The organism is Jiella pacifica, assembly GCF_010500815.1.
GTDB lineage: Bacteria > Pseudomonadota > Alphaproteobacteria > Rhizobiales > Rhizobiaceae > Jiella > Jiella pacifica.
In genome coordinates, this window is sequence record NZ_JAAAMG010000034.1 from 1 (window position 1) to 13,096 (window position 13,096).

9 protein-coding genes and 2 pseudogenes are annotated in these 13,096 nt (G+C 60.5%); 4 read left to right on the forward strand and 7 right to left on the reverse strand.

Features of this window, described 5'->3' with window-relative positions; genetic code table 11:
- Both GTK09_RS24700 and GTK09_RS24705 read left to right on the forward strand, forming a co-directional pair.
- On the forward strand, window positions 1-587 hold a 587-nt coding region (locus GTK09_RS24700), incomplete at its 5' end, for an IS66 family transposase (protein ID WP_163466079.1).
- Between the two features lie 419 nt (window positions 588-1,006).
- On the forward strand, window positions 1,007-1,201 hold the full coding sequence (locus GTK09_RS24705) for a hypothetical protein (RefSeq protein WP_163466080.1): 195 nt from the start codon (window positions 1,007-1,009) through the stop codon (window positions 1,199-1,201).
- Here the strand turns inward: GTK09_RS24705 and GTK09_RS24710 are convergent.
- From GTK09_RS24710 to GTK09_RS24725, 3 genes and pseudogenes are all read right to left on the reverse strand, one after another.
- Window positions 1,189-1,434, reverse strand: a complete 246-nt coding sequence (locus GTK09_RS24710; protein ID WP_163466081.1) for a hypothetical protein — start codon at window positions 1,432-1,434, stop codon at window positions 1,189-1,191. The genes GTK09_RS24705 and GTK09_RS24710 overlap by 13 nt on opposite strands.
- A gap of 452 nt (window positions 1,435-1,886) precedes the next feature.
- A pseudogene (locus GTK09_RS24720) lies at window positions 1,887-5,295 on the reverse strand (helicase-like domain-containing protein); the annotation flags it as partial.
- A 244-nt stretch (window positions 5,296-5,539) separates the two neighbouring features.
- Window positions 5,540-6,135: pseudogene (locus GTK09_RS24725) on the reverse strand (DUF1419 domain-containing protein).
- Between the two features lie 252 nt (window positions 6,136-6,387).
- Between GTK09_RS24725 and GTK09_RS24730 the strand changes: the two are divergent.
- Window positions 6,388-6,633 (forward strand): FitA-like ribbon-helix-helix domain-containing protein, encoded by a 246-nt coding sequence (locus tag GTK09_RS24730; RefSeq protein WP_246218118.1) that lies wholly within the window; start codon window positions 6,388-6,390, stop codon window positions 6,631-6,633.
- The gene (locus GTK09_RS24735; protein WP_163466083.1) at window positions 6,633-7,073 is read left to right on the forward strand and encodes a type II toxin-antitoxin system VapC family toxin; all 441 of its coding nucleotides are present in this window, start codon (window positions 6,633-6,635) and stop codon (window positions 7,071-7,073) included. Before GTK09_RS24730 ends, GTK09_RS24735 begins: the two co-directional genes overlap by 1 nt.
- Here GTK09_RS24735 and GTK09_RS24740 read toward each other — a convergent pair.
- From GTK09_RS24740 to repB, 4 genes are all read right to left on the reverse strand, one after another.
- The gene (locus GTK09_RS24740) at window positions 7,070-7,966 is read right to left on the reverse strand and encodes a DUF3991 and toprim domain-containing protein (protein ID WP_163466084.1); all 897 of its coding nucleotides are present in this window, start codon (window positions 7,964-7,966) and stop codon (window positions 7,070-7,072) included. The two genes, GTK09_RS24735 and GTK09_RS24740, sit on opposite strands and share 4 nt — an antisense overlap.
- Window positions 7,967-8,415: 449 nt before the next feature.
- Window positions 8,416-10,263, reverse strand: coding sequence for a type II toxin-antitoxin system HipA family toxin (locus GTK09_RS24745; RefSeq protein WP_203561193.1), 1,848 nt, complete (start codon window positions 10,261-10,263; stop codon window positions 8,416-8,418).
- 281 nt (window positions 10,264-10,544) lie between these two features.
- A complete protein-coding gene (repC, locus tag GTK09_RS24750) occupies window positions 10,545-11,858 on the reverse strand; it encodes a plasmid replication protein RepC (protein WP_163466085.1) in 1,314 nt (437 codons plus the stop codon).
- 191 nt (window positions 11,859-12,049) lie between these two features.
- Window positions 12,050-13,045 (reverse strand): plasmid partitioning protein RepB, encoded by a 996-nt coding sequence (gene repB / locus GTK09_RS24755; protein WP_163466086.1) that lies wholly within the window; start codon window positions 13,043-13,045, stop codon window positions 12,050-12,052.
- Window positions 13,046-13,096 lie beyond the last annotated feature (51 nt).

The window sequence follows — 13,096 nt, forward strand, 5'->3', positions numbered from 1 at the left end:
AGAAGTTCTTCGAACTCGCCGACATCGCCAGGAGCGCTCGACGGGGAAAGACCGCGGCACCGATCTCGCCGCTGGCGCTGGAGGCGGTGAAGCGCATCGACGTCCTGTTCGACATCGAGCGCGAGGTAAACGGCCGCTCGGTCGAAGAGCGTCTTACCGTTCGGCAGGAGCGGAGCGTGGCCGTGCTCGCCGATCTGGAGAACTGGATGCGCACCGAGCGGGCGCGCCTGTCGCGCCATGCTCCGGTCGCCAAGGCCATGGACTATATGCTGACGCGCTGGGAGGGCTTCGCCCGCTTCACCACCGACGGCAGGATCTGCCTGACGAACAATGCCGCCGAGCGAGCGATCCGCGGTCTGGCGCTCGGCCGCAAGTCGTGGCTCTTCGCCGGCTCCGATCGCGGGGCCGACCGCTGCGCCTTCATGCTGACGCTGATCGCCACGGCGAAGCTGAACGACATCGATCCGCAGGCATGGCTCGCCGACGTCCGCGACCGCATTGCCGACACGCCGCAGTCCCGGCTCGGCGAACTCCTGCCGTGGAACTGGCCGGCCAAAGATCATCGGAACGAGCGGGCCGCCGCGTAGCCGACGCCCCGGAGCCCGCCTGCCGCGGTCCAGGCCGGATGGTTACCCTTCTTCGACATTAGCGCGGTGTGAACGAACGGCGGCTTTTCGGATCGTCGATCGGCTGGACTGATGACCGAAATGGTGAAGGTTGTCGGACGCCGGCCCATCATATCGCGGCAATCGTCGCGCCCGCCGGCATCCGAAAACCTTCACCATCCCAGCCGTTCGGGTGAACATTTTTCGAACCGAGAAGCGGACATTCACGCCTGAAACAGAATACAGTGATTCTGTTTCAAAATCTGCAAATTTCACCCGGACGAACGTCGACGGGAGATCCCCTCCCATCTTGACTAGCCGCCTATATACGCAATTTTGGATCATGTAGGCAGCTAATTGGACTGTTTGCGATGGGCTCTAATCGGCAGGCGGATTCTTCAATGAAAGTGGGCCGTCTCATGGAACTGCGGCGTGGTCCCAAATCAGGAATGATTGCTATCATTGAAGATATAAAGGGAAATAAGCACGACCCTTTCTATATCGGCAAGCTTATAGCCTGTAACCGACAAGTCATCTGGCACTGGAAGTCAGTCCTTCCCGCCCAGAAAGCCGATGAAGAAAATCATCCAGAATGAATTTCTTGCTTTTCCTTGACAGTCTCCTGGATCGGATGGCCTAGCATCACCGGCATACACCGGCGGGACGCTTCACTAAGCAATCCGCGCTCCACCAGGGCGTACATCACTTCACCCGAACCGCCTATGCTTGAGACGACACGCTTGGCTGAATCGCCGAGAACTAAAGCCATTCCGCTATGGTGAGAGCGTTCAATTTCGGCGTCGATCGCTTCCTTTAGAGCCCTATTCATCCACTTGCTCCTTCCGAGCAGAAAAAACCCGCCTATCATATCAAGGCCGCCTGAAAGCGAAACTGTCTTTTTCGTCGATGCCGACTTACGCGTGTTTCAATATAGGGCGCTGAACTGCTTGCAAGCCGACATCCTGCCGGTTGCCCTATATGGTGAAGACGGCGAAAAACAGGGCTCCAGGATACGGATGAAGAAGCAGAAGCGGCGGCAACAAGTGGCGGCGTTGCCGTATTGGATTGATCCAGATGGCAAGCTGAAACTGCTCCTCGTCACTTCGCGCGATACCGGCCGATGGGTGCTGCCGAAAGGCTGGCCGATGAAAGGTCGCCGTCCTCATAAGGCCGCGCAAATCGAAGCGTTCGAGGAGGCTGGCATTGATGGAAAATCCCGGAAGCGAGCGATTGGCACCTACGACTATGACAAGGACGGCCAGATTCCTTGCCGCGTTCAGGTGCGTCGAATTCGTGCAGCCCGCGTTCCCTGAGAGCCTCGAATCCGAGGAAGCGCTGCACCGCGAACATTTCGCCGAGCGTATTGGTGATCGGCGTGCCGGAGGCGAGCACGAGCGCCCGGCCGGGGTTCTTCGTCTCGATGAACCGCGACTTCACATAGAGGTCCCACGCGCGCTGCGAGCCATTGGGATCGACGCCCTTGAGCGTCGACATGTTGGTCGCAAACGAGAGTTTGCGGAACTCCTGCGCTTCGTCGACAATGATATGGTCGACGCCGATCTCGGAAATGGTCAGGAGATCGTCCTTGACGGTCGCCAGCGATTCCAGCCGGTCCTTCAGGCCCTCCTTCAGCCGTTCGAGCTGTTTGCGCGACACGCGGTCGTCGCTCTCGACGCGGGTGAGCAACTCTTCGTAGAGCCCCAGCTCGTCCTCGATCATCTGCCTTTCGAAGGCGGCGGGGACGGCGATGAATTTGAAGGCGGAATGGGTGATGATGATCGCGTCCCAGGTCGCTGTCGCGGCACGCGACAGGAACCGGTGGCGTTTGTCTTTGGTGAAGTTGGTTTCGTCGGCGACGAGAATGCGAGCGGTCGGATAGAGCGCCAGGAACTCGCGGGCGGCCTGCGCCAGGCAATGGCCGGGGACGACCAGCATGGCTTTCGAGATCAGCCCAAGCCGGCGCTGTTCCATGATTGCGGCCGCCATCGTCATGGTCTTGCCGGCGCCGACGGCATGGGCGAGATAGGTGGCGCCCGCCGAGATGATCCGCCAGATGCCGCGTTTCTGGTGGCCATAAAGAACAAAGGCGCCAGAGGCGCCCGGTAGCTGGAGATGGTCCCCGTTGAAGGATCGGGGCGCGATATTGTTGAAGCGGTCATTATAGACCCGAGCCAGCCGGTCGGTGCGATCCGGATCGGACCAGACCCAGCTCTGGAAAGCGGCCTTGATCTTGGTGAGCTTCTCCTTGGCTGCCTCCGTGTCGACGACATTGAGGACGCGGCGTTCGCTGTCGCCTTCTTTGATCGTGTCGAAGATCTGCGGGATACGGCTGTTGAGAGCATCGGCGAGCAGTTCGCCGGCATGCCGCCTCTTCGTGCCCCAATCCGACGTACCCTCGGCGCGGTAGGAGAGCATGCGCGCGTCGACCGTCCAGGAGGCGAGTTCCGGCATGTGACGAATCCGGATCTCGGTCCCCATTGTCTCCTTGACGAAATCGACAACATCAGAGGCGGGAATCCATGGCGCGGCAAGCCGCGCGGTAATCTCGGATGGGCTGAGATCGGCTGGCTGGACAGCCTCGAGGGCCTCGACATTGCGCTTGTAGGCCGGATCCAGCTCGGCGGCCGCTTCCGCGATCGCCAGCTTGTCCCGCACGGGGCCGGAGAGATAGGCATCGGATGTCTGCCAGGAGGCGTCCGCCGGGTCGCGATAGATCGCGCTGCCCAGCTCCTCGATGATCGTCTCCCGGTCCTCATGCAAAAGCGCGGCGATATGGTCGATGTCGACATGGCCCCGCTCGTTGAGGACAACGGCGAGCGCATCGGCGGCATTGATGATCACAGGCGGCGATGGCGGGGCAATGACCCGTTCGGAAAAGATCGGGCCGGGCTTCGCCGTATCCGTATCGAGGTCATAGGTCTCGATGGAGGCGACCAGCCAGCAATCCGGATCGTCGAGGAATGGCTGCAAGTTCGGACGGCGATGCGTCTCGCGCGTCTCGCCGGTTTCCCCGTTCTCAGTGATCGACACCTTGGTGTGATTGATCGGCCCGAAGTCGCGCACGAAGCTCGACCAGGCGATGCGGAGCTTCACCTGAAGGTCACGCCAAGGCTGATCGGTCTCCTGGGCCTTAAGGACCGCGCGCGGCGTGGCGGACCGGGATCAGCTTCCGGACGATGTCGATCTGCTTCTCCGAAAACCCCTCTCCGGACCGGCCCTTGCGGACGGGAACCGGCGCGGGTTTGCCGTCGAGCACCTGCATGAGGTTCCTCGACGCGTCGATGACAAAACTTCCCTCGCGGACATGCGAATCCTCAGGTCTGACGACATCGGGCGGGGTCGTCCAAAATTCGAGATCGACATCGATTGCGTCGGGTTCGCCGTTATAAATGGCGTCCGGAAGAGTGAGGACGGCATCGTCCAAGTCGGCTTCGAGATCGCCGTCATCGGCCAGGCAGGTATAGGTTTCGCCGAAGGGGCCGGATGTCGTGGCGTGGCGGCCGAGCACATTAGCTGGATGGTCGGCGAACCAGCGGTTGACCCTGATGGCCTCGCGGCCCTCGGCAGCAGGAATGACCTCCCTCAGATCGAGCCAGGTCGAGTCGCCGGGAGCCTCTCCCGGCTTGCGCTTGCGGAAGAACAGAATGTCGACAACGACATCCGTGCCTGCATCCTGCCGGAAGCTGCCCTCGGGCAGGCGGATCGCGGCGACGAGATCGGCCGACCTGGCAATGTGCTCGCGGGGCGTGGCATCGGCCTTGTCCATGGTGCCGGACGATGTGACGAAGGCGGCGAGCGCTCCGGGTTTCAGAAGATCGATCGACCGCACGATGAAATAGTCATGCAGCCGCAGTACCATCAATCGGTAGGCGCGGTCGGACCGGACGGTCCGGTCCGAAAACGGCGGATTGCCGATAGCGAGATCGAAATGCGCCGGCAGATCGGTGCGCGCGAAATCGCCCTCGATGATGCGGGCAACCGGCTGCAGGAGGCGGGCGATGCGCGCGGTGACCGGATCGAGCTCGATGCCGGTGACAAAGGACGCATCCCGGAATGCCTCCGGCATCAGCGCGGGAAACAACCCCGTCCCGATGCCCGGTTCGAGGACGCGGCCGCCGCGCCAGCCGAGGCGTTCGAGCCCTTTCCAGGTCGCCTTGATGATGAACTCGGGCGTGAAATGGGCATATTGCGTGCAGCGGGCGAGCGAGGCGTAATCGGCCTCGCTTACGGCCTCCCGCAAGTCCGCGCCAAGGTCCTCCCATCCCTTGCGGAACCCGTCCTTACCGGGCCGGGCGAAGACAGCGTTCGCCAGATCGGAGGCGCCGAAGCCGTTGAACCGGATGAGACGAGCCTGTTCCTGCGCGGTTGCGGGCCGATCCTCGGCCGCGATCGTCGCGGCGAGCGAGATGGCGGCGAGATTGTCCCGCGCCCGGGCCTTCCAGCCTTTGGCGAGTCCGCGGCTTCCGGGAAGATGGAAATTGCTGCCGCGCGCCGCGTCATCGGGCTTGGGCTTGGGCGGAGGAGCCGCCGGGACCTGGCTGTTGACCTGGGCGTCGGATGGAGGATGGGGTTCGGTCGTTTCGGGTTTCGGACTGTCGACGAAGGCGGTCACGCTGAGGCCAAACCCGGAACTGAGCGCGCTGCGTGAACTGCCGAAGATGTCGAGGGTAGAGGGATCGTGGTCGGACATTAGCTAGTTGTGGCTTCTCCTGTGATGCGGGCGCACGGAGCCGCGCCGCCGGGCGAACCGGCAGCGTCGAGACGCGCGGAATTGGAAGGGCGGTTAACGGGTGATCAGCGAGAGCGAGATTTCGAACTCGCGCGCCTTCGTGCCATCGGTTGGATTGACGAGGTCCCCATTTGCGGTCGCGTGTTCTTCGCCGCGCGCGGTGACCTTGCACACCGCCATTATTGAGTGATGAGCATCGCGCCGCTCATGCAGCTTCAGGCAGTGGCAGGTGGCGGAGGTGGACGGGCAGCTTTTCTGAAATTTGCTGATCGGTCAGGCGGTCGAGCAGCTGGAAGCTGGTACCTATGTTGCCATAGATGACGATAGTGCGCTTGCCGCGGTGCTCTGGCGGGAACCCATCGCCGGCATAGCCCCGAAATCGTCTTGAGTGTCGCTCCAGGTATGCTCGATCCGTTCCTCTTGGGTCATAGCTTTGATCGGGCGGCTCTCCCGCTCGATAATCGCTTGGCGCGTCTCGATCGGGGACGATGGATCGGCGAGATCGCAATAGGCGTGGAAGTACCGGAGCGTGCCGTCGATGCTGAGCGTATAGAAGACGCTTGTGATGCTGTCGGTCAGGAATTCGCGCATGGCGAACATCTCCCCGCGCATCCAGAGCGGCGGTAGGATTTCGAACATGTAATCGTGCTGGGCTTCGGCGATCTCGAACCACTCGCCGGCGTAGAGCGCGTTCGTAGCGCAAGCCCAACGATCGGGCCGCCCTGCGTGACGATCGAAGAGACGAAACATCTGACGACGGTCGGTCACGCCGAAATAGATATTGCGGATGGGAGAGGTCATGGCGGGCTCCTGTGAGGCCTGTCCAGGCAGAAGCGCGGTGAACCTTGTTGATCTCACCATCCTCTTCAGCCCTTCCGGACCCCTCCCCTGCGGCCGCCTCTCCGTCTGGCCGGGTCAAGGGCCGGCGTCAGCCGGGCGAAGCGTCACCCTTGAGGCGGACGACGGACATGCGGCAGGTAGCTTTCGTTCTTGCCTCTTCTTGCTGCTTGCCCCTCTATCGCTATCATTGAGCCCAATGAGATCCTTCGGAGTATGACCTTGGCTGGCAATCTGCATGTCCGCAATCTCGACGACGATCTGATCGCGAAACTGAAGCTTCGGGCCGCCCGCCATGGACGGTCCGCAGAAGCGGAGCATCGCGAAATTCTGCGTCAAGCACTGGAGTTCGAGGTAGAACCATCCTTCGACAAACTGGCAGACGAACTTCGCAGATTGACCGCGTCGAGAAAGCAGACTCCGTCTGAGATTTTAATGCGTGAGGGACGTGACGAGCGCTGATGGAGACGCTCGTCATCGACGCCAGTATTGCGGTGAAATGGGTCGTCGAAGAAGAAGGAACTGCAGAAGCGCTAGCTTTACGAACGCAGTTTCGTTTCGTTGCACCGGAGCTGATGATCGCCGAGTGCGCCAACATTTTGTGGAAGAAGGTGCAGCGCGGCGAGCTGATGCCCGACGAAGCGAAGATGGCTAGCCAATTGCTCGAGCGGGCCGGCATCGAAACCGTCAGCATGCACGGTATGCTGCAGTGGGCAACTGAGCTCGCTGTCAGTTTTTTGCATCCGGCCTATGACTGCCTCTATTTGACCGTCGCGATGAAAAGAGGCCTTCGTTTCGTCACCGCTGATCGGCGGCTCCTTCGCGCCGTCTCGGAACGTGGAACCGACGACCTCAAGCGGCTTTGCAAGTCGCTTTATGACTTGGACGGCGTGTCGCATTAGCGGCCACCCATACGAAGATCCTCGTTCCAGTCCTCGGAAGATGGCCGCAGACGCTGCCAGTTGCAGCCCTCCTCATCCGCCAGCGCCCGCAGGCGCTCGGCGAACGTCTCGCCCTGGTCATTGTTGTCGGTGGCGGCGACGAGGAGAACATCCGGGCGTGCGATGAGCCCGCGTAGAGCGGCTTCCGTCGATGGTGACCAGCCTCCGCCTGTGCTGAGGTAAAGCGAGCCGAGCCGAAGCTTTTCAATCGCGGCAAGGCTCATCGCGTCGATCGCGGCCTCGGTGACGCAAAGCCGCTGCGCATCCGCGGGCCCTAGCCGGAACAGGACCTTGGCGCCAGCGGTCGCGAACCCACGCCATTCAGAACCCCGTTCCTCCCAGCCGGTGACCTGACCTGCCGCATTGAAATGGCCGGCCCACATGCTGCCTTGAGGGCCTTCGCGCAGGGTATCGGCGGCAATCGCCCGCTGCAGAGCCGTTTCGGGTATGCCCCGCGTCTCGCTGAGATAACGCCAAGTCGCCGAGCCGCGCCACGGCTTGCGGCGCTGTCGCCAGCGTTGCGGCACGGTCTGATCCGGCGCCTTCTCCCTGGCCTGGCGATTCCAAGCGAGCTTTGACGGCCTGAAGCCGATGAGGTCTGCGACGACGTAGAGGGCAGCAGCAAACGGTAGCCCATCGAGATGCTCGACAAGGCTGAAGACGTCGCCCTTGGCGTCGGACAATGGATCGAACCACCCCTGCCCGTCATGAATGACGATGATGATGTCGTCGCCCCGGCGGTATTTGATCGCCTTGCGGGTGCTCTCTTTCGAATCAACCGCAAAGCCAGCGGTTTCCAGCACGGCCCCGCAGGCGACTCTTTTTCTCAGCTCTTCAAGGTCGGCTTTTTCCATTTACTCTCCGCGTTGCGCGCGGTCCTCTGCCCGGGTTTCGGCTCCCTCAGTTTTCGGAGCGGAACCCGGAGGCCGCGAAGAGCAAGGCAGGACAAGGGCGCGGATGGCAAGTCGGCAGATGTGACGGGTCGCAGTTCTCACGGCCAAAAGCGGCGAAGCCTCCCTTGCCGGCTGCTGCGCGCAAGCGGCAACCAAGTACTTCCCCCCACCTCGCTCGATGTCTCCCCGCACACACCGCGTCCGTGACGGCCGCCCGTTTGGGGGAACTCCACTTGCGGGTTTCAGCTTTGCCAACAGCCCAGGACACAGGGCAACGTCAAACACTCATCCAAGTGGTTTGCTAGAGAATTACGATAACTACGAGGTATCGTGACCGCTTCAACTAATTTTGTTTATTCGAGACAGTAAAAAGTTGGTCACGCCAACATGATTTTTTCTTAGAGCCGCACTCATTCGAACGCGTCAATCCGCCCGACAACGATATCCTTTACCCTCTCAATTGCCGCTCGACCACTTTCTCGATCAACGGCCATGTCCGGCGGCGTTGTTGCATCTACGGCGTCTCGGAGAGCAGCGGTGATGCTTGCCATCGCTGCTTCGGCGCGCGCGATGGGCAGTTCGATCGTGCGTGCCAGAGTGAGAAAATCTCGAGGTGTCAGCCGATCGTCCTTCCCGGTCAGCTTCAACGCCATCCGGTCGCCTCCGAGGCCAGGAAACACGCGCGTCGTGACAGCGTCGTAGAGTGGGGCAAACCGGACGCTGTCGAACCTTCGACTGCCTGGTGAGGCCATCTTTACCAGCGCAAGGTTCTTGAGGTGCATGTCGCCGTCAGCGATGAGCCATGCGAACACCGCCCGACAAAATAGGATCTCTAGGTCTTCATCTGGATTGGTCGAGAGTGGTCGCAGCCCCCTCGCCACGCGCTCGATTGTCCCATCGTATTTGGCGGTGGCCGGTAGATCGAGAACGGAACAGAAATCTTCGAGCGCGAAACGACGCCCGTCGTCAGGCGCGATCCTGATATCGAAGCGCTCGACGACCAGCGCGGGCGCCATGCCGTCGGGCATGCCGACAAGCGCTGCGTCAGGCAGCACAAACCCCGCTGCTCGACCTAACTCCAGAGACAGCCATTCGACGACTGGCAATGCCTCGAAGCCGGCCATACCAGCTGGTTTGAGAATGTGAGTGAATGGCACGTCGACGGCGGCGATCATTGCTCCATCGGAAGTCAAGCACATCGGCGCTTTGACTTGCACGCCGGATAGACGGGGCGTTTCCGCACGCTCAAATAGCTGAGCTAGTTTCTCCTCGAAGCTGTGCTCCAGCTCGCCCCTTGATGGACCGACATACCGTCCAGTGAATTCCCCGCCCTTGGCGTACTGAGCGAGAGGCGCTTGCAGGACGTCGAGCGGCAGTGCTTCGAGCTCCTTCCTGTCTACAACGACCGCGACGTTCGACATGAACCGCTTGCCGTGCCGAATGGCATCGCGATCGTCCCGCTCGTGAAGCACTTGGGCGAGCCAACCTTCCGGTAAGAGCGATTCCACAAAAGGGGGGAGCTTGCCGGGCGCTGTCTGGCGGACCAGCGGCGGCGCCCTATTCGCCGTTGCCCTCCAGCGCCATTCGAAGCCGTCATGTGTCAGACGTCCGAGAGGCTCGCCATGCCAAGCGACGATCCGCTCGAGCGCCGCCTTGTTTGCGGCCACCATTCTGGCAGAGGGGCGCGTGGTCAGGTAGCGCTCTGCCCCTTCCCCCTCGCGATACCAGCCATTCTCGCGAGCCAGTGCCCAGACGGCATCCGCCGCCGCTTGCGGTGATCCAAACTCGTTGATCAGCCGTGCCGCCATATCCGCACGAAGCTTGTCAGTAATGGCGCTGGCATGCTCGCTTCGGAGCCGGAAGGCCTCCAGAAACCGCTGGCGCGGTGATGACACCTCGATCCTGATCTCACCTTGATCGTCGCCCACGATCGCTGGCGCTGTCGATGGATGATCGGGCGCTTCGTTTTGGACGATCTCAAGCGTGCGGATTCTGGTTCGCTGGTTGCGACGCCCACTCAGGAACAGTCGTCCATCCAAGGTTGGTCCAAGGAGTACGGCCGATGCGGAGGATAAATAGGCAGCTGGATAAAGGTACTGCGCGATGCGTACCGCGTGCGTGAGCACTGCTGCCTCAATATCTACGTCCGCTTGCACATAGACGCCGCGGACCAGCTGGATGAGTTCGCCTGCCGCAGCTTTCACGTGCGCGCGTCGTCGGTCAATTGTTTCACCAACTAGGGCTAGAACCACGGACATTCTCGCATTTCAGATGCGCTACAGTCCGACTTTTGAGGATCAATGTCAAAGACATTCTCGCATTTCACATACGGAAAAGTTCGATATGGATGCCGCTCCAAAACCTGCTTGCGCTCTGAACGCAGCTGCCCGTGGATCCGGCGACGAAGTTCAGCTCAAACGCGGTAAGCACGCCCGGCTGGACAATCGCTAAGACTTAACTCGATGCGCTCGACCGTCGTTTGCGACGGCAACTGACTGCCTCGCTGTCGTCGCAAACGACGGTCAAACGTAGCGCTGCATCACGATTTCGGCTTCTTGAGCGTCTTGAGAAGGGCATCAGATACCTCCCAGCCCCCTTCCCTGCCTCCGGCTTCCTGCGTCGCGGCTCTGGTCTGAGACGCCTTCTTGTCCACATCGAGTTTGGCGCGCAGAAGCGCCATAACCATCGGCCATGTCGAGAATTGACCCTCCCTCGCCTTGTCGGTCAAGCTGCGCAAATAGCCGCCGGCGCTGCTGATCTGGTCTGACCGCTGGAGGATCGCCGCCAGCGTAATTGCTGCCTGCACCTCACCCATGGCATCGCAGGCTTCGCGCCAGGCGCTCAGGCTGACCCCCAGCATCGGCCGGGCCACCTCCGCGGCCGCCAAAAGGTCCCGCCAATGGCGTATCCCACCACCCTTGGCCATATCCACGATGTCGGGGCAAGCGTCCAGCACTATCCCCAAAGGCAGCTCGCGCTTCGGCAAGCTCCGCAGATTGTCGTTTTCCTCGGCGGTGCCGTTCGTTTCTTTTTTTTCTCGATTGCGCTGTTCAGATTCATAAACGGAGTCTGGTTTTGAATTCTGTATGTGGCGCCCAGAATGGGACTCATTGGCATCCAGATTCTGTGTTTTTGTGAATGATACCAGTATGTCATGCACTTCGTTCCACAACATCCGAAGCTCTTCGCCAACCGACTCCAGGATTTCGCGTGGCGCCGAGCGTGGTAAGCGGGCGATACTCTTTTGATAGAGGCAGGCCATCCTCCCCCAGTCCCCCGAAACCCCCTCTTCAATCCCCGCATCGATCATTTTCACGATGTCTCGGCGCAACAGTGTGAGGCGCTCCTTCGCGACCTTGAAGGCATTCTTCTCGAACCGAACCGCGTCCGCGAGTTGTTCAAGTTCCTCGGCGCGGGCGACGATTGGAGAAAGGTCAAAGCCGTAAGCCTGTTCGACATCCCCTCCCCGGCCCTTTCGCGCGAAGCGCTTGCCATTGGGGCTGTCCCTGCGAATGATCAATCCGCAATCGACGAGAACGGCGAGATGCCGGCGCAGCGTCGTTGGTGACATGCCATTGGCGCGCGCCATCAGCTGCTCATTGGACGGCCATACGATCAACCCGCCATCACTGGACAGTTCACCATCCGGATGAAACGACAAAAGCGCGTTGAGAATGGCGAGGGAGCGGTCTGTGGCACCGATGAGCTCCCGGGCCTCCCGAATGGACCGGAACACCTTCCACTTATCGACCGTCAGGCCGTCAGGCATAGAGTTTGCGGTGATCTGGCTTGCCATTTGGCCAAGCGTCATAGGCCGCAGCCCAAAGGGCGTCGTAGTCACATGTGTCTGCATTTTCTTTCACCTATCGCTAGGCAACAGAAAACGGCTCGCCGAAAGGGCGCTCTTGGCTCGAAAGAGCCTTGACTGTGATTCTCGGAAGTGCGATTCTTTAGCTGCTTAGACTAAGAAGGGGCTTCCGGAAGCGATTTCGGTGGCCTTTTTCTTTGCCGAATTTCCTCTGGCCGTGAGTTCCGGCCGCTGATTCAGTCGCTGCCCTCCTCTCCGTTTTCCTGAAATTCCAGATACAGGCGCTCTAGTCTCTTCGAGAGATAGGCGCCGAACTGCGAGGCGTCTTTGGACTTCACGGCCAAGGTGAATGCCTTTCCGCTGTCCTTGGTGGAAACCTTCACGGCGTCGCCGGATAGGCTCCAGGCTTTCTCGGCGGATGGCTGCTTCTTAGGATTCTTGGTGCCTGAGGCCTTGAGCCTCTCAATGAGAAAACCAAAGCGATCGCCTTCCTCCAGCTGCGCAAATGCATCCGATTGAATCAGCTCCAATGCCCGCGCAGATTTCGCCGGGACCTGTACGATCTTCTTGAGATCTTCCCAGCGATCACGCCCCACGCCCTTCGCCGCTCCTAGAGAGTCGAGCACCGGTCCTGGGATCGCTTCGGCAACCGAGAGCATCCTGGACAGCAAAGTGTCGTCTACGGTGAGAGCGCTCTTGATCGTGCCTTTGTCGATTCCAGACTCTTGTAGTCGTCTTGCGTAAAGCGATTTTTCGATAAAACTGAGATCGTGTCTGGCTGAATTTTCCTGGCCTTGCGCGATCACATGCGCGATCTCTTCGAGAGGCCTAATGACCGCTCTGACTTTCTGGCCAAGCCTTTTGGCAATACGCACCCTGCGATGCCCGAACACAATGATATGACGGGCACTGTTACTAGGGTTCGGTCGAACCAGTACAGGCTGATGTTGGCCAGCTTCCTTAATCGCTTCTAGGAGTTCCTGGTCCTTGACCGGATCCTCGCCAATTCGGTCCTGATAGGGGGAGGGGTCCAGAGTTTCTGGATCCAGTGAAACGACTACATCGCCCTCGAGTACTCGCATCGAGTTCTCTGCCAAGTCATCAAGCGACTGCATCATTGAACGCGATGCGCCACGACGCGCGTACTCCACGCGCGAGTCCCCTTTCTGAATGGGGTCTGTTGGTTTTGTCGGTTGCACACCGATGTTCGCGAGAAGATGCTTCCTAGCCATTGGTCCTACCCGAAATCGCAGATAGCTCGTTGAACTGGCTCTGCTTTTTGG